General features: G+C 70.3%; 19 protein-coding genes and 1 riboswitch. Of the genes, 6 read left to right on the top strand and 13 right to left on the bottom strand.

Annotation, left to right across the window (positions count from 1 at the left end; translation table 11 throughout):
- Window positions 1–15 precede the first annotated feature (15 nt).
- Both JHL17_RS21555 and JHL17_RS21560 read right to left on the bottom strand, forming a co-directional pair.
- Entirely contained in the window at window positions 16–312 is a 297-nt protein-coding gene (locus JHL17_RS21555) for a hypothetical protein (RefSeq protein WP_200196290.1), read from the bottom strand.
- 68 nt (window positions 313–380) lie between these two features.
- A complete protein-coding gene (locus tag JHL17_RS21560) occupies window positions 381–1,544 on the bottom strand; it encodes an OpgC family protein (protein WP_200196292.1) in 1,164 nt (387 codons plus the stop codon).
- A gap of 518 nt (window positions 1,545–2,062) precedes the next feature.
- On the opposite strand from JHL17_RS21560, the gene JHL17_RS21565 reads away from it, so the two are divergent.
- The 4 genes from JHL17_RS21565 (at window position 2,063) to JHL17_RS21580 (ending at window position 6,016) form a co-directional block, all read left to right on the top strand.
- The gene (locus JHL17_RS21565) at window positions 2,063–2,863 is read left to right on the top strand and encodes a DUF2243 domain-containing protein (RefSeq protein WP_200196294.1); all 801 of its coding nucleotides are present in this window, start codon (window positions 2,063–2,065) and stop codon (window positions 2,861–2,863) included.
- A gap of 344 nt (window positions 2,864–3,207) precedes the next feature.
- Complete coding sequence (locus tag JHL17_RS21570; protein ID WP_200196296.1) at window positions 3,208–4,044, top strand: cytochrome c oxidase assembly protein; 837 nt, start codon at window positions 3,208–3,210, stop codon at window positions 4,042–4,044.
- 4 nt (window positions 4,045–4,048) lie between these two features.
- Window positions 4,049–5,239, top strand: coding sequence for a c-type cytochrome (locus JHL17_RS21575; RefSeq protein WP_200196298.1), 1,191 nt, complete (start codon window positions 4,049–4,051; stop codon window positions 5,237–5,239).
- A gap of 141 nt (window positions 5,240–5,380) precedes the next feature.
- The gene (locus JHL17_RS21580; protein ID WP_200196299.1) at window positions 5,381–6,016 is read left to right on the top strand and encodes a peptidoglycan-binding domain-containing protein; all 636 of its coding nucleotides are present in this window, start codon (window positions 5,381–5,383) and stop codon (window positions 6,014–6,016) included.
- Between the two features lie 117 nt (window positions 6,017–6,133).
- Here JHL17_RS21580 and JHL17_RS21585 read toward each other — a convergent pair whose 3' ends face one another.
- Genes JHL17_RS21585 through coxB form a run of 3 tightly spaced genes read right to left on the bottom strand, consistent with a single transcriptional unit; the run spans window position 6,134 to window position 9,979 of the window.
- A complete protein-coding gene (locus JHL17_RS21585; RefSeq protein ID WP_200196301.1) occupies window positions 6,134–6,496 on the bottom strand; it encodes a hypothetical protein in 363 nt (120 codons plus the stop codon).
- Between the two features lie 10 nt (window positions 6,497–6,506).
- Window positions 6,507–9,077 (bottom strand): cytochrome c oxidase subunit I, encoded by a 2,571-nt coding sequence (ctaD, locus tag JHL17_RS21590; RefSeq protein WP_200196303.1) that lies wholly within the window; start codon window positions 9,075–9,077, stop codon window positions 6,507–6,509.
- Complete coding sequence (gene coxB / locus JHL17_RS21595; RefSeq protein ID WP_247893723.1) at window positions 9,074–9,979, bottom strand: cytochrome c oxidase subunit II; 906 nt, start codon at window positions 9,977–9,979, stop codon at window positions 9,074–9,076. The genes ctaD and coxB overlap by 4 nt, the downstream gene beginning before the upstream one ends.
- Window positions 9,980–10,336: 357 nt before the next feature.
- On the opposite strand from coxB, the gene JHL17_RS21600 reads away from it, so the two are divergent.
- Together JHL17_RS21600 and JHL17_RS21605 are read left to right on the top strand one after the other, a co-directional pair.
- The gene (locus JHL17_RS21600; protein ID WP_200196307.1) at window positions 10,337–11,218 is read left to right on the top strand and encodes a TIGR02587 family membrane protein; all 882 of its coding nucleotides are present in this window, start codon (window positions 10,337–10,339) and stop codon (window positions 11,216–11,218) included.
- A 28-nt stretch (window positions 11,219–11,246) separates the two neighbouring features.
- A complete protein-coding gene (locus tag JHL17_RS21605; RefSeq protein ID WP_247893724.1) occupies window positions 11,247–11,675 on the top strand; it encodes a TIGR02588 family protein in 429 nt (142 codons plus the stop codon).
- A gap of 16 nt (window positions 11,676–11,691) precedes the next feature.
- Here the strand turns inward: JHL17_RS21605 and JHL17_RS21610 are convergent, their stop codons facing one another.
- From JHL17_RS21610 to JHL17_RS21645, 8 genes are all read right to left on the bottom strand, one after another.
- A complete protein-coding gene (locus tag JHL17_RS21610) occupies window positions 11,692–13,533 on the bottom strand; it encodes a chloride channel protein (protein WP_200196311.1) in 1,842 nt (613 codons plus the stop codon).
- A 61-nt stretch (window positions 13,534–13,594) separates the two neighbouring features.
- A complete protein-coding gene (locus tag JHL17_RS37735) occupies window positions 13,595–14,959 on the bottom strand; it encodes a hypothetical protein (protein WP_282189344.1) in 1,365 nt (454 codons plus the stop codon).
- Window positions 14,960–15,085: 126 nt separating this feature from the next.
- On the bottom strand, window positions 15,086–15,787 hold the full coding sequence (locus tag JHL17_RS21620) for an ABC transporter ATP-binding protein (RefSeq protein ID WP_200196315.1): 702 nt from the start codon (window positions 15,785–15,787) through the stop codon (window positions 15,086–15,088).
- The gene (locus tag JHL17_RS21625) at window positions 15,784–17,502 is read right to left on the bottom strand and encodes an ABC transporter permease subunit (RefSeq protein ID WP_200196317.1); all 1,719 of its coding nucleotides are present in this window, start codon (window positions 17,500–17,502) and stop codon (window positions 15,784–15,786) included. Before JHL17_RS21625 ends, JHL17_RS21620 begins: the two co-directional genes overlap by 4 nt.
- Before the next feature lie 139 nt (window positions 17,503–17,641).
- Window positions 17,642–18,514, bottom strand: coding sequence for a branched-chain amino acid ABC transporter permease (locus JHL17_RS21630; RefSeq protein WP_200196318.1), 873 nt, complete (start codon window positions 18,512–18,514; stop codon window positions 17,642–17,644).
- Window positions 18,515–18,518: 4 nt separating this feature from the next.
- Window positions 18,519–19,667: an ABC transporter substrate-binding protein gene (locus JHL17_RS21635; RefSeq protein ID WP_200196319.1), complete on the bottom strand. Its 1,149-nt coding sequence runs from the start codon at window positions 19,665–19,667 to the stop codon at window positions 18,519–18,521.
- Window positions 19,668–19,750: 83 nt separating this feature from the next.
- Window positions 19,751–19,864, bottom strand: a riboswitch (TPP riboswitch).
- Window positions 19,865–19,897: 33 nt separating this feature from the next.
- The gene (locus JHL17_RS21640) at window positions 19,898–20,812 is read right to left on the bottom strand and encodes a DMT family transporter (protein WP_200196320.1); all 915 of its coding nucleotides are present in this window, start codon (window positions 20,810–20,812) and stop codon (window positions 19,898–19,900) included.
- Window positions 20,813–21,054: 242 nt separating this feature from the next.
- Complete coding sequence (locus JHL17_RS21645) at window positions 21,055–21,387, bottom strand: (2Fe-2S) ferredoxin domain-containing protein (protein ID WP_200196321.1); 333 nt, start codon at window positions 21,385–21,387, stop codon at window positions 21,055–21,057.
- Window positions 21,388–21,545 lie beyond the last annotated feature (158 nt).

Here is a 21,545-nt window from a genome sequence, read left to right on the forward strand (position 1 = left end):
CCGAACGACCTCTTTTCAGACCGACAGGTTCAATAGGGATCCGCGCGGCTGGTAGCCCTGGGCGTTCACCCGGGCGCCAAGCGCGCCGGCGGCGGTGTCGACCGCCTGATTGCCCTGGGTCGCCGTGCGGGCGTCGCGGGTCTGGTCGGATTTGCCGGCCGCCTGTGGTGCCGTCACGGTCTGCGTGCGGACCGCCGGTGCCGTCTGCTGCGCCGCCTGGACCGCCGGGGACAGGGCGACCTGCGCCGCGGGACTCAGCTGCGGCGTCGGCTTCAGCGTCTGGTAGGACGGTATGGCCGGGTTGAATTGCATGTCCCGATCATGCGCTCACCCGGCGCAGGATTCAACAGGAAGCCCAGCCAGAGCTTGGGCCCCGGCATTCACGGCGTCTCAGCCATCGCCGCCGAAGGAACGGCGGACTTGACGGACTGCCGACGGGTCCGCCGCCGCTCCAGCACCAGCGCCATCGCCAGCAGAACGGCGATGCCGACCATATTGACCACCAGGACCATGAAGGCGCCATCCTCCGCCACCAGCAGGGCGGACCCGGCGATGGACAACACCACGCCGACGCAGAAGACCGGCAGCGAATGCCGGCCGCAGGCGACCAGCAACCGGGCGGGGGCGGAACGCAGCCACCCGGCATCCCGCGGCACCAGCAACGCCGCCGCGCAGGCCAGAGCCAGGAAATGCAGCAGCCGCATCGGGCCCAGCGTGTCCTTGTCGGCCCAGGGGATCGTCTCCTCGGGCAGCCAGTCCCGGAGCGCCGCGGGGGCCAAGGCTTGGCCGATGTCGGATGCCGCGAATTTCCACACCGCCATGCCGGCCAGCAGCGCCAGCGCACTGCCCAGCAGCCACCGTGAGCGCGGCAGCCGGACCCGCCCGCTGCGTACGATCAGCGCCAGGCTGGTACCCAGGAAGAACACGCACTGCCAAGCCAGCGGGCTGAAGTTCCAGTCCTCGTCCCACAGGTTCGGCGGGATCAGGCCGGGCGCCGCCTGAGCGACCAGATAGAGCAGCAGCGACACTGCGATCGCCGCATAGCCGAAGCGGGCATAAGTCCACAGGAACAGCGGCGCCACCGCCACCAGCAGGATGTAGAGCGCCAGGATGTCGAAGGCGAAAGGCAGGTACATCAGCACCAGGTTCCACGCCATGGCGGTGACCGGGGTGTCGAACAACGGCGCGAAGCTCTGCAGGCGGTTGGACGCCGCCATCGGCAAATCGCCGATATGGACGGCGAGCGCCACCACCAGCGCACTGACCAGCATGGTCAGGATGTTCGCCACCCACAATTGGCGGCAGCGGTCGAGCGCCTTGCGCTGGCACGCGGCGAAGCCGCGCTCCGCCAGCACCGGGGCGTAGGCCAGCGCAATGGCGTAGCCGGAGATGAAGACGAAGATCTCGGCCGAATCCGAAGGTCCGAAGCGGGCCGGCATCAGCTTCGCCAGCGGGTTTCCCCCGACATGGTTGATGAAGATGATGAGAAGGGCCATGCCCTTGAACAGATCGAGCCGTGGGTCACGTGCTTGACGTTGCTGCATGCAGCCATGCCTCTCCAACTTTCGCGGCTCCCTCTCGAGGCGAGTGCCCCTTCGGGTCGGCGCGTTCCCCTCAACACTGGCGGCCCGGCGCCGTCCGCGCCGCGATGCCATGTCGCATCCCGGCCCATATCCGCCGGACAGGACGCGCGGCCTACCATTTGTTGTGTGGGCAGACGAACCATGGCAGCACAGGACCGTCACGCATGCCGTGCCGCCACGACGGATGTAGTCCACCATGGCCACTTTCCACGCCAGGGTGTCCAACGCGATGGTGGGATCCTTCCAACGCGGCGCATAGAGGAAAAAGCGTTAAACCCTTCTTATGGCGGCAGCGGGAACCAACCCGTTATCGGAATACCCCAAGAGGGGGAACAGCACACGGACGGCCCTGTTGGAGTGGCGAGGCCGCCGCAAACCGGATGGCCGACAGATCATGGAACCGTCCGATGAGCGCCGCCGATCCCCTGCCGCACCCGCTCCCGATGTCGGACCTTCAAGGACCGGGACGGACCGTTTTGTTGGGCGGCTTCTGCCTGGGCTTCGCACTGGGCGGCTTCTTCGACGGCATCCTGCTGCATCAGATCCTGCAGTGGCACCATCTGCTGTCCGGCCTCACCAACCCGGCCTTTGCCGACATCGGGGTGCAAATCCTGGCCGACGGGGTGTTCCACGCGCTGATGTATGTCATCGCCGCCATCGGGTTGTGGCTGCTGTGGCGCGGCCGGCCGGGGCTGGCCCAGATCGGCGGACGCCGGCTGATGGGGTGGGCATTGCTGGGTTTCGGCGTCTGGCACGTCCTGGACGGGCTGATGTCCCATTGGCTGCTCGGCCTTCACCGCATCCGCATGGATGTGGAGAACAAGCTGTTCTGGGACCTGGTGTGGTTCTTCGTCTTCGGCATCGCCGTGATGTTGGCCGGATGGCTGCTGACGCGCGCGGAGAGCGGACCTCCGAGCGGCAGGAACCGGGTGGCGGTGCCGCTGCTGCTGGCGCTCGCGGTCGGGATTGCCGGGGCGGTCGCCACCGTGCCGCCGCCGGGCACCACCGCCACGCTGGTGCTGTTCCGCCCGGGCACCGCCCCGGCCGAGGCGCTGAGTGCACTGGCCTCCGTCGATGGCCGCACGGTATGGAGCGATCCCACCGGCCGGCTCTGGGCCATCGACATGGCCGATGGGGCCGGCACGCTCGGCCTCTACCAGCGCGGCGCGCTGCTGGTCAGCAACGGCGTGGTTCCGGCCGGCTGCCTGGACTGGTTCAGGCCCGCCCCCGAACAGGCCGCCGCTCGCCGAGGCGCGGAGCCCCGGCCGGCCGCGCTTTAGGCGGCTTGCGGGATGCCTGGGCGGCCCGTCCGGCGAGAACCGCCTTGCGGGCGGTCTGCATCGCCGCCGCTTCGATCTGGCCGATGCGCTGGCGCGACAGGTTCAAGCGCCGGCTCAGCTCGGCGGCGAGCACCGGCTCGTCAAGCGGTCGGCGGCGAGGCGGCGGACATGGTCGTCTCCGGCGACGTTTCCGATTGTCCTTGCGCGGATCAACACCCAAGCGGCCTTTCCGCTCCCTGCCCATCGGGTCATCCTCTGGAGGAAACACTGCCTGTTCCGGGAACATCCCGCCATTCCGCTTATTGGAGAGCTTGCAGAGACCCCGGAATCCGTGAGGCCGCGCCATGGCGACCGATAGCCTTCCCTTCATCCCCTATTGCGGCGTCCCGCCGGTGCCGGGCGACCTGTCGACCGCCTGGAACACCGATCCGGTGCTGCTCGCCGCCTTCGCGCTCTCCGTGGTCGGGTTGGCGATGGTCGTGCGCCGGGCGGACGCGAGCGGTGTTGGCGTGGGGGCCCGGCCCTGGTGCCTCGCCGCCGGCTGGCTGGCGCTGGGCGTCGCCTTCGTTTCCCCCCTGTGCAGCCTGACCTCCGCCCTGTTTTCCGCCCGCGTGGCCCAGCATCTGCTGACCATCCAGGTCGCCGCACCGTTGTTCGTGCTCGGCTGGCCAGCCAGGGGACCGCGCTGGCCGCAGCCGCTGCGGCGTGCGGCAAGGCCGCTGCGAAAGCCGGAGCTGGCCTGGGGCCTGTTTGGCATCACCCTGTGGGTCTGGCACCTGCCGGGGCCCTACATGGTGGCACTGGCGAACGATGCGGTGCTCTGGCTGATGCACGCCACGCTGTTCGCCGGGGCGGTCGCTGCATGGCGAACGGTGCTGGCGCCGGCGGACGACGCCATGCGCCTGCGCGGGCTGCTGGCCGCCTTCGGCACCTCGGTTCATTTGGCGATGCTGGCGGCTCTGCTGATCTTCGCCGGGACGCCGCTGTTCCCCTACCATCTCACCACCACCACGCCCTGGGGCCTGTCGCCATTGGCCGACCAGCAGTTGGGCGGCCTGATCATGGGGGTCGTCGGGTCGCTGGCCTATGTGGCGCTGGTCCTGGCCGGGATGGCGGGCTGGTTGCGGCGAGGGGTGGGTCTGGGCGAAGACCGGCCGCTCTCCAGCCGAAGGGCCGGTTGAGCGCATGCGGCGGACCTTGAAGACTCTCGCCCTTGCAGGGATGGCGGCCGCGATCGGCGGGCTCCTGTTCGCCTGGTCGGGCCTGTACAGCGTCGCGGCGAGCCGGGAGCATTGGGCGCCCGTCGAGATGTTCTTCGAGATGGCGATGCGCCGTTCGGTCGAGACGCACGCCGCTTTCACCGATCCGCCGCCCGATCTGCCCAGTCTGGATGATCCGGCGCTGGTCCGCCGCGGCGCGGGCCATTACGAGGATGGCTGCGCGCCCTGCCACGGCGCGCCCGATGCGCCGCGCAACCCGATCTCCCGCCACATGATGCCGGAACCGCCCTACCTGCCCGACAAGGTAGCGGATTGGAAGCCGAGGGAGCTGTATTGGATCACCCTGCACGGCATCAAATATGCCGGCATGCCGGCTTGGCCGGCCCAGCAGCGCACGGACGAGCCCTGGGCGGTTACCGCCTTTCTCCTGCGTCTCAAAGGGATGAGCGCGGAAGAGTATCGCAGCCTCGCTTTCGGTCGGGCGCAGGCCGATGGACATGCCCATGTGGCCGAGCTGACCGGTCCGACCGGCGCTCCGGCCGGCGGCCCGGCAGGCCTTGGATTGGGCGCAGCCCTCCAGGGTTGCGCCCGCTGCCATGGCTATGACGGGAATGGCGACACCGCCGGCGCCTTCCCACGGATCGCCGGGCAGTCGGCGGATTACCTGTACGAGACGCTGCGGGCCTATGCCGGCGGCGACCGCTTCAGCGGCATCATGCAGCCGGTCGCCGCCGGGCTGGACGACGACGCGCTCCGCGCGCTGGCCGGGCATTACGCCGCGCAAAAGCCTGCAACGGCAACGTCTGCAGACGCCGATCCCTCTCCCGGACGCCTGGAACTCGGCCGGCGGATCGCGGCTTCCGGAGCCCCCGGAGACGGCGTGGCCGCCTGTTCAGGATGCCATGGCGGGGTGGATGGCGACGCCCGCCATGCCCGCGACACGCGCTACCCGTCGCTGGACGGGCAGCATGCTTCCTACATCGCCGGGCAGTTGCGGCTGTGGCGCGACGGGGCGCGGGGGAACACGGCGCTGTCGCGCATCATGGAGGCTTCCGTCCGCCGCATGACCGACGAGCAGATCGACGCCGTGGCGGAGTATTACTCCCGCCGGGCCCCCGAACGCGCCATGGTGAAGGACGACGACGGAAAATCGTGAGACGACGTCAGGGAACAAGAAGGCCCGCTGTTGATTGTTCATCGCATGACCCAGCTGTCGCTTGCCGTGCGGCAGGACAGTACAGGCCGCACCGGGCGGCGGGTCGCCAACATCGAATCGTAATCGAGAAGGATGGCAACCATGCGTGGGATTTCGAAGATCGTCATGACCGCCACCGCGGCCGGCGCCCTGTTCGCGCTCAGCGCCTGCGGCAGCACGGATACCTCGCGGACGGCGACCGGCGCCGGCACGGGTGCGGTGGCCGGTGCCGTGGTCGGCGGCCCGGTCGGCGCGGTGGTTGGCGGCGTCGGCGGCGCGGTGGCCGGCAACAGCATGGACGAGAGCCTGAGCAAGAAGACCGACCGCGTGACCGACCGTGCCACCGCCGAGGTGAAGGACGAGACGTCGGGCAATTCGACGCGCCGTTCGGGCCACCACTCGGGCGCCATGGCCTCCAGCAGCAACCTGAGCCACGAGCAGGTGCGTGAAATCCAGCAGGCGCTGAACGATCGCAACGACGGCCGCGACATCACCGTCGACGGCGTCTGGGGCGCCGGCACCCGCAACGCCCTGATGAAGTTCCAGCGCGACAACGGCCTGCGCGCCACCGGCCGCGCCGACCAGCGGACCATGGCCGCGCTGAACCTGAGCGGCAACAGCCAGGGCACTTCCGGCACCTCCACCGGGAACACCACCGGCACGACGCCGGGCAACACGATGCCCGGCAGCACCCCCAACGGCACCTCCACCACCACCCCGAACGGCACCCAGCAGTAACGGCAGCTCCCAGAAAGCGGACGCCGCCGACGTTTGGCCCCCCGGATGCTTGTCGAAGCGTCCGGGGGGCCGAAAACGTTTGGTTTTCCGCAGGATTAACGTCTCGGGACGCCCGCCTCAACCGCAGGCGGGGACCAGAAGGGCGGGCATCGCGACCCACAGGATCGCCACCAGCGCCGAGGCCGATCCGGCGATGACGAACCAGCGGGCGAAGCGGCGCGGGTCGGCGGCCGCGACGTGGCCGGCCGGCCCGGCTCCCTGCACTGCCTTCCCCAGCAGGATCGCCACCCAGCCCAGGGCGAGAAGCGTCGCGATGCCGACCAGCGCCATCGACAGCGGAAGTCTGAACAGCGACGCCCCCTCCGGCGTCCGGGCGCAGACCAGCCCGTTGATGCCGTAGACCACGCCGAAATGCGCCGCCCAGACCAGGAAGGGCGCCAGCATCCCGGCGAAGGTAACGGGGAAACTGCGGCTCGCCATGGATTCCCCCTCAGATCGCAAGCCGCGGGAACAGGTGCAGAAGCAGCAGGGCGGTTCCCCCCTGCGCCGCGCTGTACCAGCCCATCAGCATGGTGTTGTCGAAGGTCACCCGCCGTTCGGAATGCAGCAGGCCGGCGACCGAGCGCGCCAGCGTGTAACCCAGCATCAGGGTCATCACCGCGACGTGGAAGCCCTGCCAGGCCACCAGCATATAGGCGATGGCGCCATAGGCGCTGGCCGACCCGACGAGCCCCGTCTGGATCTGCGCCTGGGCGTCCAGCAGGATGCCGCCGACCATGGCGGTCCAGGCCAGGACCAGCCCGATGCGGGCCCGGCCGTGCCGGTTGCGGTCGATCGCCGCACGCGCCCGGCCGATGGCGAACGCCGCCAGCGCCCACAGCGCCAGCCCGCCGGCCAGCCAGGGCAGTCCCGGCAGCCCGTCACCGGTCGGCCAGACGTCGGGGCTGACGGTCCACAGGAACAGGTAGGTGAAGACCAGGCAAGCGAAGGCGGTGCCGTCCACCAGCAGGAGCACCACCATGCCCCACCAGGAATGGTTCTTCGGCCCCTGCACATAGACCGGCACGCGCCAGCCGCCGCCGACATCCTGCGGCGGGTGGTCCGCACCCTTGTCGAGGCCCCACAGCCACCAGATCACCATCGCCACCGCCAGCACCGCCGGAACGAGCGAGGCGTAGTAGAGCTTCAGCGTCAGGCCGATGAAGTGGGCCGCGGTGAACAGCCCGGCCAGGAAGGGCGCCCAGTGCGGCCCCGGCAGCGGCATCAGATATTGCGGCTTCGCCTCGATCGGACTGGTGACGATGGTCTCGCGCCGGCCGGTCGGGGCGCCCGGCAGGTAATGGGCGCCCTCGCGCACCTCGCGCGGCAGGTCGGGATTGTCCCACAGGGGATGAAGGCTGGTGACGTGCGGAATGCTGCGGGTGGCGTAAAGCTCGTTCGGCAGCCACTCCAGCGTTCCGGCGTTCCAGGGATTCTCGGGCGCCGTCTTATCCCCGCCCAGCGCGCTCCGCGCCATGTCCACGAGCACCAGCAGCACGCCGAGGGCCAGCACGAAGGCGCCGACCGTCGACACCATGTTCAGCAGGTTCCAGCCGAGATCGCCGGGATAGGTGTAGACCCGCCGCGGCATGCCAAGCAGGCCGCTGATGTGCATGGGGAAGAAGGCGACGTTGAAGCCGATGAACATCAGCCAGAAGGCCCAGCGCCCGATCCGCTCCGACAGCAGCCGGCCATTCAGCGTCGGCCACCAATGGTACAGCCCGGCGAAGACGGGGAACACCATGCCGCCGATCAGCACGTAATGCAGATGGGCGACGATGAAGTAGCTGTCATGGGCCTGCCAGTCGAAGGGCACCACCGCCACCATCACCCCGGTCAGCCCGCCCAGGACGAAGATGAAGAGGAAGCCGAACAGGAAGAAGGTCGCGGCAGTCCACTGTACCCGCCCCGCCCCCAGCGTGGCGATCCAGGCGAAGACCTGGATGCCGCTGGGCACCGCCACCGCCATGCTGGCGGCCGAGAAGAAGCTGAGCGACAGCGGCGGGATGCCGGTGGCGAACATGTGGTGGACCCAGAGGCCGAAGCTGAAGAACCCGGTCCCGACCAACGCCAGCACCACGAGGTCATGGCCGATCAGCGGACGGCGGGCCAGGGTCGGCACCATCATCGACACCAGCCCGGCGGCCGGCAGGAAGATGATGTAGACCTCCGGATGGCCGAAGAACCAGAACAGGTGCTGCCACAGCAGCGGATCGCCGCCCTTCTCCGCGATGAAGAAGGGCCAGTGGAAGCTGCGCTCGATCTCCAGCAGGGCGGTGCCGACGATCACGGCGGGAAAGGCGAAGATGATCATCCCCGCCATCACCAGCATCGACCAAGCATAGATCGGCAGCTTGTCCAGCGTCATGCCGGGCGGGCGGGTGCGCAGGATGCCGACCACGATCTCGATGGCGCCGGCGATGGCCGAGATCTCGATGAAACCGATGCCGAGCAGCCAGAAATCGGCGTTGATGCCCGGGGAATGCTCGTAGCTGGTCAACGGCGGATACATGAACCAGCCGCCGTCGGGGGCGACATCGAAGATCAGGGAGCAGAAGAAGGAAATCCCGCCGAAGAAATAGGCCCAGAAGGCGAAGGCCGACAGCCGGGGGAACGGCAGGTCGCGCGCCGCCAGGAAGGAGGGCAGCAGATAGACGCCGATGGCCTCGACGATCGGGACGGCGAACAGGAACATCATCCCGGTGCCGTGGACGGTGAAGAACTGGTTGTAGGTGTTGTGGTCGAGCAGATCGTTGTCCGGCACCGCCAACTGCAGCCGCATCACCAGGGCCAGGATGCCGGCGACCAGGAAGAACAGCAGCGCCGTGCCGATGTACCAGACGCCGACCTTGGTGTTGTTCACCGCCGTCAGCAGCGCGATCCCCCGCGGCAGCCGCCAAAGGCGGCGCAGCCTCTCCTCCTCCCCCGCAGGGCGCGGGGTGGGGCTGGGAAGGCTGGGGGAGACCGCGTCGCGGAGCGGTTCGCCAAGCTGGGGGGCAGGATGGTGGGGGGGCGGGGTCATTTCAGGCTCTCCAGCCAGGCGGCCATGGCATCCAAGGTCTCGCCGTCCATCACGTCGAAGGACGGCATGCGGTTCTCGGGCTTGATGTGCTGGGCGCCCTGGATCCAGGCGGCGATGGTCTCCACCCGCGTCGGCAGCGTCCCGGCGGCGAGCGAGGGCCGGGCGCCGAGGCGGCTCAGGTCGGGACCGACCAGCCCCGACGCCTCGGTTCCGCGCACGGCGTGGCAGGATTGGCAACCGAAGGCGAAGAAGGCGTCGCGGCCGCGCGCGAGCACCGATGTCGCCGGTTCCGGCACCGGGCGCCGCTGGTCCGCCATCCAGGCGTCGAACGCGCCGGCCGGCAGGACCCGGACGTCGAAGGCCATCAGGGCATGCTGCGCCCCGCAATATTCGGCGCATTGGCCGCGGTAGAGCCCCGGCCGTTGCGCCACCATCGGCAGCCGGTTCACATGGCCGGGGATCATGTCGATCTTGCCGGCAAGGGACGGCGCCCAGAAGCTATGGATGACGTCGGCGCTGGCGACCCGCAGCTCCACCGGCCGCCCGGCCGGCAGCACGATCTCGTTGGCGGCGCGCAGCGGCTCCTGCCCCGGCACACGATAGCGGACGTCCCACCACCACATGTAGCCGGTGATCTCCACCACCAGCGCCGGCTCCGGAGCCAGCATCGCCAGCCGGCGGGCGAGCGCATATTCATGGATTTGGAGTGCCGTCAGGGTGACGACCGGGAACAGGATGCCCCCGCCGATCACCCAGGCGCGGCGGCCGGGAAAGCGCTCCGGCCGGACCAGCGCGGCGTAGAGCGCCAGCGCCATCACCGCCATGAGGATCGCGCCGCCGCCGGCGAACAGGATCCAGCCGGTGACCAGGATCTCCTGTGCGCCGACCCCGGCGGCGTCCAATGCCGACTGGCGGCCCTCGCATCCGACAAGAGCGAGGACTGCCGCCGGCAAGACCGGCGGCGGAACGGATCGCGCCGCAGTGGGCGCCGTGGCGGGCGCCGTTGTGAATCCCCCGCGGTGCCGCCCCGGCCAGACCATGCCCACCCCTTCCCTGATCACCCGGCCCCTTACCGGCCTCTGCCGGGCCGAGGCCTTTTCCCCCTCCGCTCAACAGAGCCGAGGCTCGGCGGTTTCGTGGGCAATCCGAAGTTCCCACATCACTCCGGGAAACCTGTGCGTGGCCGTGAGCGTTGAGGGTGGAAAAGCCGCCGCGATGATCGCCGCGGGGTTGGGCTGCAACGGTCGGGGAGACGACGAATGACCGCCGAAACCGGCCGGAAGGATGCGGCTTTGCCGGGCAGAGCGGCTTCGGACAGGCCCGTCTACGAAGACAACCGCTCCTTCCTCGTCGGGTTGGCGCGGGCCTTCGCCGGGGCGCTGATCTTCTCGCTGCCGATGCTGATGACCATGGAGATGTGGTGGATCGGCTTCACCATGACGCCCTGGCGGCTGGTCCTGCTGCTGGTCCTGATGATCCCGCTTCTGATCGGGCTGTCGGTCGTCAGCGGCTTCAAGGCCAACGCCAGGCTGCGCGACGACGTCGCCGATGCCTTCGTCGCCATCGCCGTGGCGGTGGTGATGTCGGCCGTCATCCTGGTCATCTTCAAGGTGCTGTCCGCCGATATGCCGGCGCGCGAGGTGATCGGCAAGATCGCCCTGCAGAGCTTCCCCGCCGCCATCGGCGCCATGCTCGCCCGCGACCAGCTCGGCGAGAAGAGCAGCGAGAGCCTGCAGCGGCAATCCTCGATGACCTATCCGCAGGAACTGTTCCTGATGGCGGTGGGGGCGCTGTTCCTCGGCCTCAACGTCGCCCCGACGGAGGAGATGGTGCTGCTGTCCTACATGATGGACCCGTGGCGGGAACTGGCGCTTCTGCTGCTGTCGCTGGTGCTGATGCACGCCTTCGTCTATGCGGTGGAATTCCCCGGCGGGTCGAAGCCGCCCGGCGACGTCGGGTTCTGGAGCCTGTTCCTGCGCTTCACCGTCGTCGGCTACGTCATCGTCCTGGCGATCTGCCTCTATCTGCTGTGGACCTTCGGCCGGACCGACGGCACCGGTCTGGCCGAGATCCTCAGCGCCACCGTGGTCCTGGGCTTCCCCTGCGCCATCGGCGCCGCGGCGGCCCGCCTGATCCTGTGATTGATCCTGCGATCCGATGAGGGAGCCGATGGAAACGACCGGCGACGAGTCACGACCGAACGGCGGGGCGGAGCGCGCACCGCCGACCTCTCCGCTGGAATGGGTGCTGGCCGGCATCGGCGCGCTACTGATCGCCGCGATGATCGCCTACATGGTGCAGTACGCCCTCAGCGAGCACGGCTCGGTTCCGGGGGAGATGGAGGTGACGGTGGTGGAAACGCGGGCGGGCGGCCTCGGCCATACCGTGCGGTTCCAGATCCGCAACCGGACCGCCGCGACCGCCGCCACCCTGCTGGTGCGCGGAGAATTGCGGGCGGGCGACCGGGTGGTGGAAGCGGCCGAGGCCCAGTTCGACTATCTGCCGCCCTACTCCGAACGCTACGGCGGCCTGATCTTCCAGCATGATCCCGCCGGGCTCCAGCTGAGGATCTTTCCCACCGGCTACAGCGAGCCCTGACCGACGGGGAACCCGCTCAGTCGCGGCCCCAAAGCCCGCGCTCGCCCAGATCCTCGCCGCGCTGCCGCTCCAGCGCCTGGGAGTAGCGGCGGAGCGCGAAGGACTCCGTCACATAGCCGATGATCCGCCGGTCGGTGGGAGACGACAGCACCGGCAAGGCCTCCACCTCCTCGCTGCCGAAACGGTTCAGCACCGTGCGGGCATCGTCGCCGGGCATCAGCACCGCGTCGGCATTGCGGGCGAAGGACCCGACCCGCGTCTCGGTGGCGGCGGCGCTCTGGTCGGGATCGTGGATGACCGACATGTCGACGATGCCGGCATAGCGGCCCGTCTCGTCCACCGCGAAGACCGCCTTGGTCGAGCCCAGCGGGTAGAGGCGGCGCAGCGCCTCCACCGTCAGGCTGGCGGGTACCGTCTTGGCATCCCGGCGCATCAGCCGGAAGGCCGTCAGCTCCGACAGCCAGCCGATGTCGTAGGCCCCGCGGATCGGTACGCCGCGCAGGTGGAAGCGCCAGGTGGCGAAGGAATAGCCGAAGGCCTGCCGCACCACGGTGGTCGACAGCACCACCCCGATCAGCACGCCCGACGCCGCCCACAGATCCTGCGTCGTCTCCAGCACCAGCAGCACCATGGTGACCGGCGCGCCGACGACGCCGGCGGCGACCGACCCCATGCCGACCAGCAGCAGCAGGCCGCTGTCGATCCCCAGCCCCGGCATGAAAGCCGCGGTGGCCTGGCCCAGCAGGCCGCCGAACAGCCCGCCGATGAACAGCGAGGCGCTGAACAGGCCGCCGCGGAAGCCCGAGCCCAGCGACAGGGCCGAGGCCAGGATCTTCGCCACCAGCGTCAAGGCCAGCGCCAGCGCGCCGCCGGCCAGTTCCGGAGGCACGGCACCGGGGCCGCTGCCCATCACGGCCGGCACCGCCAGGGCCAGCGCGCCGACCGTGAGCCCGCCGATGGCGGGACGCGCCCAGCGCGGAACCGGCAGGCGGTTGAACCCGCGTTCCGCCACCGTCACCGCCTGCATGGCGAGGATGCTCAGCCAGCCGGCGAGGAAGCCGACGACGCCGCAGGCGGCATAATCCCAGCCGGCGATCTGCACCGGCCGGCCGAGCGCCAGCGGCATTTCGCCGCCGGTCAGCAGGGCCGAGGCCGCCACCCCCAGCGCCGCCGCCGCCCCGACCGGGGCCAGCACCGCCAGCGTATAGCCGCCGAGTACCAGTTCGAAGGCGTAGAAGGCGCCGGCGAGTGGGGCATGATAGGCCGCGGCGATGGCGGCCGCGGCCCCGCAGCCGACCATGGTGCGCAGATCCGCGCGGCGCAGCCGCAGACGCTGGCCCAGCGCCGACGCCAGCCCGGCACCGGCCTGGGTATAGGCCGCCTCCATGCCGACCGACGCGCCCGAGGCGTTGGACAGGGCGGTCGTCACCGTCAGCCGCAAGCTGTCGATCAGCGACATCTTGCCGCCGTAGAGCGCATTCGCCTCCACTGCGTCGACGATGGCGTTGGAACGCCAGCGCCGCACCAGCATCGACAGGAGGCCCAGCAGCAACCCGCCCACCGCTGGGACACCCAGCGTCCGCAGCAGGTCGGGCGCACCCTGCCCCAGCCGCTCGCCCTCCGGCAGGTCGAAGACCAGCGCCTGCATCAGCAGCACCGCTTCGTGCAGAAGCCCGACCGCCAGCCCCACCGCCCCGCCGACCAGCGCCGCGAGCACCACCACGGCCAGCGCGCTGTTGCGCACGCTCCAGCGGTCGGACACGGTGGTGGCGGCGGACGCATCGAGCGTCGCATAGGGGTCGCTTCCGGCGCGGGCGTTGTCGCCCACGCCGTCGAGGGAGGCGGAGTTGTCAGGCATTGTCACGCTGATCGATGGGACTTCCGTACGGGGACAATGGGCTGGACGGGCGTGAGTTCCGTCAGGGTTTGGCCGGCTGCGGTTTCGGCTGCGGCTTCACCGTCGCCGGCGGGGGAGCCGACGGAGCGGATGGAGCGGGGGCGGGCACAGGCGGAGCCGCCGGGGAGGTCTGGGTTGCGGGCGCCTGCTGGACCGGCTTCTGTTGAACCGGCGCCGCTTCCGTGCCGGCCTGGGGCTCAGGCGGGGGCGCGGGCGGCGGGGGCGGCGCCGTTCCGGCGCGGCGCAGCACCTGGGCCAGATTGTCGCGGACCTTGTCCGCCAGCACGACGTCGGGCTCGCCGGCCTCGTGGAAGATCACGGTGAACAGCCGGCGCTGCGACAGCAGGAAGTTCAAGCTGACATGCAGCTTGCCCTGCTGCATGGCGCAATCGACCGATCCCGTGCGCAGCCAGACCGAACCGGCCTGTTCGGACGGGTTCAGGCTGACCGTCGGCGTCCCCTCGCACCGCTGCTTCATGGCGTCGGCGAAACCGTCCGACAGTTCCTCGAACTTGGCGCCCTCGCCCACCGCACGTTCGCGGATGCCGCCGACGATGGGGCCGAAGCGCCAGGCGACGTCGGCCGGGCGGCGGTCCTGCGGCACCTTGTCCATCGGCACCAGTTCGGCGTCATGGACGCCGGCGGCCGTCAGCAGGCTGTCCAGCCCTTCCGGCAAGCGGTTCTTCTTCTCGGCCGGGCGGCCGGCGGCGACCTTGATCGGCGGGACGTTGCCGCCCTTGTCGACGCAGGTCCTCAGGTCACCCAGCACCTTCTTGGTGCCGGCCAGCTTGAAGACGATGCGGTCGGTCGCCGACGACACCACCAGTTCGTTCCCGCCCATCAGGGCGTTGATCAGGTCCTCGTCCTTGCCGGTGGAGACCACCAGCATGTCCGGCTGCGATGCGATGGCGACCCGTTCCCGCTTCAGCTTCTTGTCGACCTCGATGGTCACCGGCCATTCGCCGTCCTTGGGCAGGTCGGCGCCGGGGATGCCGATGCCGATGTTGGTCTCCCCCTTCGGGCTGCGGGCGAACATCAGGACATGGCCGGAGGTGAATTCGCCCTCCACCACGCAATAGGCGAAGCTGCCGTCCTTCTTCTTGGCGGCGCCGCCGTCCCAGCTCTCGATCAGCTCGCCCGGCCCGTCGGGCTTGGGCGGCGGCGCGGAGCCCGGCTTGCCGTCTGGCTTCTCGGCCGGTTTCCCAGCCGGCTTGGCGTCCTGCGCCGGGGCGCCGGGGACGACGATCTCGGCCTCCGGTTCGGGCAGTCCGTAATAGGCGGCGGGGGGGATCGTCGGCTGGACCGGCACCAGTTCGGCCACCGCCGGAGCCGACGCCACACCCAGCAGGAGAAGCGCGGACAGCGGAGCGGCAAAGCGGGCGATCATCACGAGGTAATCCATAGATGGTTGCGGCGGCGAAGCTATCCGTGCCCGTCCCCATCCGCAAGCCCAACCGCCCCACCTGTTGCAGGAGGCAGACACCTGTTGCACGGGACACGCAGGGGCGTCGTCTCACCCTCCGAAGAACACGTCGCGCAGCGCCTCCTCCGACAGCGATGCCACCGGCCCGTCGCCAACGACGCGGCCCAGCCGCAGCAATATGGCGCGCGGAGCGACCCTCAGGGCACGCACGGCGCTCTGCTCGGCCAGCAGCACGGCGGTGCCGGCGGCGGCGATGCGGCCGATTGCGGCGAAGACCTCGTCGGCCAGCTTGGGCGACAGGCCGAGCGACGGTTCGTCGAGCAGCAGCAGGCGCGGCCGGCCCATCAGGGCACGCCCCAGGCTCAGCATCTGCTGCTGGCCACCGGACAGGCGCCAGGCATGCTCCCCGCTCTTGGCGGCGAGATCGGGGAACAGGGCGAAGACGCGCTCGACGTCCCGGGCGCGGTCGCGGGCAGCGGGCAGGCCGGCGACCTCCAGATTGTCGCGCACGCTCATCCCGGGAAAGACCCGCCGCCCCTCCGGCACATAGCCGATGCCGCGCCGAACCCGCGCTTCCGTCGCGAGGCCGCCGAGATCGGCACCGTCGAAGCGCAGGGCGCCCCGCGCCGGCACGAGGCCGAGCAGCGCCTTCAGCAGCGTCGATTTCCCGGCTCCGTTGGCACCGAGCAGCGCCACCGTCTCCCCCGCCTCGATACCCAGCGATACACCGTCGAGCGCGCGCGCTCCGCCATAGCCGGCAGTCAGGCCATCGACGCTCAGCAACATGGTCATGCCGAACCCGCCGGGCCGAGATAGGCCTCCGCAACCGCCGAATTCCGGCGCACGCCATCGGCCGGCCCATCATAGATCACCCGTCCGCGGTCGAGGCACAGGACCCGGCCGGCGAGCGGCAGCAGGAAGCCCATGTCATGCTCCACCAGCAGGACGGCCATCCCCTCCCCCGCCAGATCGCGCAGCACGGCCGCCAGTTCGGCCTTCTCGCCGTCGGTCAGCCCGGCCGCGGGCTCGTCGAGCAGCAGGACCGCCGGGCGGCGGACCAGGGCGCGGGCCAGTTCGACCCGTCGCCGCAGCGCCGCCGGCAGCCCGTCGCAGGACCGGCCGGCAAGGCCGCCGACGCCCAGCCGGTCGAGCGCCCAGCGGGCATGCGCCTCTGCGGTCGCGGCGTCGGGATCGACGGCGAGGCGGGCGGCGGCCACCGCCTCCAGCACGCCCGCTTCGTCCGGCAGCGCCGCAGCCTGGAAGCTGCGCGCCAGCCCGGCACGGGCCAATCGGTCGGCGCGGGCACCGGTGACCTCCTGCCCGCCGAGCAGCACCCGTCCGGCCTCCGGCCGCTCGAGCCCGGACAGCAGGTTGATCACCGTCGATTTGCCCGACCCGTTGGGGCCGATCAGCCCGGTGATGATGCCCGGCCGCAGATCCAGCGACACGCCATCCACCGCGCGCACGCCGCCGAAGGACTTCCGCAAACCCTCCACCGACAGACCGGAAGGATGGGCGGGCGGGAGCGGCGGCTCCTTCGCCGCCGCCAGGGGGCGGGGCTTGCGGCCGAACAGGCGGACGGCGATCCGGTGGGCGGCGATCCGGTCCAGCAGCCCGGTCAACCCGTCCGGTGCCAGCACCACGGTCGCCAGCAGGGCCACGCCGTAGACGACCAGATAGCCGCGTTCCAGGAAACGGAACCATTCCGGCAGATGCAGCAGAAGCACCGCCCCCAGCACCGCTCCGGCCATCCGCCCGCGCCCGCCGACGATGGCGATGGTGAGGATGGAGACCATGACCGGGAACTCCAGCACCTCCGGCGAGACGACGCGCTGGGTGTGGACGGCCAGCGCTCCGGCGGCCCCGGCGAACAGCGCGCTGATGCCGAAGGCGGCCAGCCGCAACCGCCCGACGTCGAGCCCGAGCGTCGCCGCCGCCAGCGCATCGTCGCGCAGCATGGTCAGCGACCGGCCGAGCCGCCCGCGCGCCAGCCGCCAGCCGATCAGCCCGCCCAGCGCCACCAGCCCCCAGACCAGCCCCGCCATCGGCAGCCCGCGCGGCACCGTCCAGCCGAACAGCACCGCCGGCGGCACCCCGGCCAGCCCGTTGGAGCCGCCGGTCAAATCCGGCAGGTTCACCGCCAGCAGATGCAGCACCTGCGCGATCCCCAGCGTCGCCAGCGCGAAGTAATGCGACTCCAGCCGCAGCACCGCCAGACCGACCGGCAGGGCCAGCAGGAGCGGGACCAGCATCGACAGCGGGAAGGTCGCCTCGAAGCCGAGCCCGTAGCGGCTGCCGAGGATGCCGGTCACATAGGCGCCGACCCCGAAGAAGGCGCCCTGCGCCAGCGACAGCGCGCCGCCGAGACCGAAGACGATCTGGAAGCCGAAGGTCGCCAGCGCATAGACGCCGGCGACCGTCAGGACGCGCAGGCCGTAGGGGGAGGCGAAGGCGAGCGCGTAGACCAGGAGGGCAAGCGCGCCGGTCCCCAGCACGACGCTCTCCACCCCGACCCTGCTCCCTCTCCCCCCCGGGGAGAGGGTTGGGGTGAGGGGGATGCGCGGCGAGGATCGTCCGGCAGACGGAACCCCCTCACCCTGACCCTCTCCCCGGGGGGGAGAGGGAATCTCCAATGGGGAGGATCGCTCAGCCACGGCGACGCACCGCTTCGCCGAACAGTCCTTGCGGACGGAACACCAGGATCGCCAGCAGAGTCAGGTACAAGGCCCCGAGCGCCATCGGGTAGGACAGCACCGACGACACCCCGATTTCGAACAGCGCGATCAGCAGCGCCCCCACCACCGCCCCCGGCACGGACCCCCAGCCGCCCACCGTCACCGCGATGTAGGCCTTCAGGATCAGGTCCCCACCCGCCGTCGGGGTGACGAAATAGCGGTTGGCGAGCAGCAGCCCGGCCGCCCCGGCGCAGGCGGCGCCGATGGCGAAGGTCACCAGGATCATCGCGGTGACCGGCACGCCGCAGGCGCGCGCCATCTCCGGATCCTGCGCCGTGGCGCGAAGACGGCGGCCGAGCTGCGTGCGGGCGAACACCCATTGCTGCGCCCCGATCAGCAGGGCCGCCACCGCGACGATGGCGAGCGATTGTTCCGGCACCGCCAGCCCGGCGATCCGCAGGGTGTCGTCGCCGAACAGCGGCGGCGCGGCGCGCGGCTCCGGCCCGAACAGGATGGCCGCGCCGTTCTGCAGGATGATGCCGACGGCGATGGTGCTGATGAAGACCGATACCGGCGGCCGGCGGCGTAGCGGCAGATAGGCCGCCAGCGCCAGCAGCAGCCCCAGCACCGCCATCAGCACCAGAACCACCGGCAGCAGGACGATGCCCGGCAGCGGGATCAGCGGCGCCAGCGCCACCGCCAGCAGCCCGCCGGCCATGACGAGGTCGCCCTGGGCGAAATTCACCGCCGAGGTGGCGTTCAACACCAGCACGAAGCCGAGAGCCACCAAGGCATAGGCCGCCCCCAGCGCCACCCCGTTGACCAGCAGTTGAAGCGCCGCCATCCGCTCACTTCGCCGCAAGCGCGGGGTCGTCGTACCGCTTCGCCAGCACCGGCACGCGGCTGGTCCCGTCATAGCAGACGATGACGGCGGAATGGGCCATGTTGCCCTTGCCGTCGGACTTGTAGGTCATGGCGAGGCCCTTGAACGTCTCGGCGGACAAAGCCTTGCGGATGGCGTCCGGGCTGCGGGCGCCGGCCTTCACCGCCTCCAGCACCATGGTCATGCCGTCATACTGGCCGAGCGCGAAGGCGTCGGGCTCCTTGTCGAAGGCGGCGCGGTAGGCGTCGGTGAAGGCCTTGACCTCCGGGGTGCCGCCGGAGATCGGCGAGGCGGCGGTCTCGGCACAGACGCCCTTCAGCTCCGCCGGCTCCAGCAAGGCCGCGGTGCTCGGCTGGTGCATGGCGGAGCCGGCGACGATCGGCAGCGCCACGCCGCTGGACGCCGCCTGCCGCAGCAGCAACGCGGTCGGGCCGGAATGCAGGTGCAGCACCAGCACGTCCGGCTTGGCGGCCAGTGCCTTGGTCAGCACGGGCAGCAGGTCCTTGGCCGCCGGGTCCACCCCTTCCTCGAAGACGGGCGTGACGCCCAGCGCCTTGAAGGCGGCGTCGAGATGGGTCTTGCCGCTCTGGCCATAGGCGGTGGTCTGGTAGATGACCGCCGGGTGCCGCTTGCCCAGTTCCTCCACCACGTAGCGGGCGTGGGCGGCCTTGGTCACGGCATCGCCGGGGAAAAAGCGGAAGACCCAGGGATTGCCCTGCTCGGTGATCGAGGCGGTGCCCGACACGGTGACCAGCGGCAGCTTGAGCTCCTGGGCCAGCGGCAGCATCGCCAGCATCTGGGTGCCGAGCATGCTGGCGGCCACCGCCCCGACGGTACCGCGGCCGCCCGCCCGCTCCAGCGCCGTCACCGCCGCCTCGGGCGAGGTGCCGGTGTCGACGACCTCGGACGCGATGGCGACGCCGGCCGGGGTCTGCCCCAGCGCCAGGACGGCGCCGTTGCGCTGGCTAGTGCCCTCCAGCGACAGGAAGCCGGTCAGCGGCACCAGCACCGGGAAGGACAGCGTATCGTCGGCACGGGCCGCCGGGGATAGGGCCGGGGACAGGATGGATGAGGCCGCCAGCAGGCCGATCAGAAGGGGAAGCGCGCGCCGCATGACCGAAAAACTCCTCAACACGCGCCGGCGACGGAGGCGACGCGGAGGGGACGGGGCGTTTGCGGCAGGTTTGCAGCAGGTCCGTCTGGTTCCGGTCGGCTCCCTTCGCCGGCATGACCCGGATCAGGTTCGATGGGTGTGTCTCAGCCCGCACGGCCGCCGAACCGGCATCCGCACGGGCACCCCAGCCGTGAACAGGCGGCGAGAGTGTCGCCGCCGGCCCCGTCCTGTCAAGAACCCAGCCGGCGGCGCGCCACCAGGGTTTCACGATGCAGGATGTAGAGACCGCTGCCGATGATGACCATGGCGCCGGCCAGGACCGGCACGGTCGGCAGGTCGCCGAACACCATCCAGCCGAACAGGCTGGCCCAGACCATGCCGGTATATTCGAAGGGCGCCACCACCGCCGGCGGAGCCCGGCGGAAGGCCTGGGTCAGCAGGACCTGCGCCCCGGCGCCGATCGCGCCGACCAGCGCCATCAGCCCCAGCGCGAAGGCGGTCGGCGCCGTCCAGACCGGCACGGCCAGCGCGCCGCTGACCACCGTCGTCGTCAGCAGCAGATAGAGCACGATGGACGCGCTGGTCTCCGTCCGCGACAGGCCGCGCACCGCCAGCGCCGCCAGCGCGTAGAACAGGGCGGCGGTCAGCCCGACCAGCACCGGCACCAGCGGCGCCCCGGCCGACGGCTGCGCCATCACCACCACGCCGCCGAAGCCGACCACCACCGCAGCCCAGCGGCGCCAGCCCACCGGCTCCCCCAGCAGCGGGGCGGACAGCGCGGTGATGAACAGCGGCCCGGCGAAGCTCAGCACATAGACGTCGGCAAGCGGCAGTTCCCGGAAGGCATAGAAGAAGCAGCCCATGGAGATCAGCCCGGCGAAGGCGCGCCAGACATGGCCCAGGGGACGCCGCGTCCGCATCGCCGCGATCCCGCCGCCGCAGGTCAAGGTGTAGCCGCCGACCAGCAGGAAGGCGACCAGCGAGCGGACGAACATCAGCTGCGGCACCGGATAGTCGGCGGTCAGGACCTTGATCAGCGTGTCCATCGCCGCGAACAGCAGGATCGCCCCCAGGAAGCAGCCGACGGCATAGGGAACCGAATCGGCCTCGGCAGGCAGCAGGTCGGCGGTTTCGGCGTCGGTCATGGGATCGATTCGGACAGGCGATGGCGGGGGTTGCCCACATTATGGGCAAATGCCCCCGCGTCCCAATGCCGCAACCGCAGGTCTGGTAGGCGTGGGGTTTTGGAAGTGTCGGCTTCGATTGCCCCCACCCCAGCCCTCCCCCGCTAGGCGGGAGAGGGGGTAAGTGCTTGTCCGGGAAGGCAGCGGAAGTCCCTCCCCCGCCCAGCGGGGGAGGTTAGGAGGGGGCAATCGAAGCCTACACCTCACCGCGTCAGCACCATCACCAGCCGCTCGACGGGTGCATTCTCCATCAGATGCGAATCGACGATCTCATCGATGTCCTCCACCGTTTCCGGGCGGTACCAGATGCCTTCGGGATAAACCACCATCAGCGGGCCGGCTGAGCAGAAGCCGAGGCATCCCGTCATCGCCATGCCGACATCCGTCAGCCCCTTGGCCTGGATTTTCTGGTCGAGCCGCTGCCACAGCGGATGCGCGCCCTTGGCGGCGCAGCTGCCGCGCGGATGGCCGGGCGGGCGCTGCTGGGCGCAGCAGAAGACGTGGTGGCGGAAGGTCTGCGGAATGTCGAGCGGCATCGGGCATGCTCCATGACCATAAAATATATATGGATATAGAATGCCGGAATGTTGCGATGCGGCAAGAGATTTGTGACGCTTCCGATTCCCCAGCGTTGATCGGTTTTCCGGCGCGACGAAACGCTTGGTCGGCAGAGCGTTGGCGGTTAAGAATCCCG

This window comes from Azospirillum endophyticum (assembly GCF_016595245.1).
GTDB classification, from domain to species: Bacteria; Pseudomonadota; Alphaproteobacteria; order Azospirillales; family Azospirillaceae; genus Azospirillum; species Azospirillum endophyticum.

Bases quoted from the DNA above. Each gene is read 5' to 3' on its own strand.
- JHL17_RS21555 (WP_200196290.1), bottom strand. From the start codon at position 312: ATGCAATTCAACCCGGCCATACCGTCCTACCAGACGCTGAAGCCGACG.
- JHL17_RS21560 (WP_200196292.1), bottom strand. From the start codon at position 1,544: ATGCAGCAACGTCAAGCACGTGACCCACGGCTCGATCTGTTCAAGGGC.
- JHL17_RS21570 (WP_200196296.1), top strand. From the start codon at position 3,208: ATGGCGACCGATAGCCTTCCCTTCATCCCCTATTGCGGCGTCCCGCCG.
- JHL17_RS21575 (WP_200196298.1), top strand. From the start codon at position 4,049: ATGCGGCGGACCTTGAAGACTCTCGCCCTTGCAGGGATGGCGGCCGCG.
- JHL17_RS21580 (WP_200196299.1), top strand. From the start codon at position 5,381: ATGCGTGGGATTTCGAAGATCGTCATGACCGCCACCGCGGCCGGCGCC.
- JHL17_RS21585 (WP_200196301.1), bottom strand. From the start codon at position 6,496: ATGGCGAGCCGCAGTTTCCCCGTTACCTTCGCCGGGATGCTGGCGCCC.
- ctaD (WP_200196303.1), bottom strand. From the start codon at position 9,077: ATGACCCCGCCCCCCCACCATCCTGCCCCCCAGCTTGGCGAACCGCTC.
- JHL17_RS21600 (WP_200196307.1), top strand. From the start codon at position 10,337: ATGACCGCCGAAACCGGCCGGAAGGATGCGGCTTTGCCGGGCAGAGCG.
- JHL17_RS21605 (WP_247893724.1), top strand. From the start codon at position 11,247: ATGGAAACGACCGGCGACGAGTCACGACCGAACGGCGGGGCGGAGCGC.
- JHL17_RS21610 (WP_200196311.1), bottom strand. From the start codon at position 13,533: ATGCCTGACAACTCCGCCTCCCTCGACGGCGTGGGCGACAACGCCCGC.
- JHL17_RS37735 (WP_282189344.1), bottom strand. From the start codon at position 14,959: ATGATCGCCCGCTTTGCCGCTCCGCTGTCCGCGCTTCTCCTGCTGGGT.
- JHL17_RS21620 (WP_200196315.1), bottom strand. From the start codon at position 15,787: ATGACCATGTTGCTGAGCGTCGATGGCCTGACTGCCGGCTATGGCGGA.
- JHL17_RS21630 (WP_200196318.1), bottom strand. From the start codon at position 18,514: ATGGCGGCGCTTCAACTGCTGGTCAACGGGGTGGCGCTGGGGGCGGCC.
- JHL17_RS21635 (WP_200196319.1), bottom strand. From the start codon at position 19,667: ATGCGGCGCGCGCTTCCCCTTCTGATCGGCCTGCTGGCGGCCTCATCC.
- JHL17_RS21640 (WP_200196320.1), bottom strand. From the start codon at position 20,812: ATGACCGACGCCGAAACCGCCGACCTGCTGCCTGCCGAGGCCGATTCG.
- JHL17_RS21645 (WP_200196321.1), bottom strand. From the start codon at position 21,387: ATGCCGCTCGACATTCCGCAGACCTTCCGCCACCACGTCTTCTGCTGC.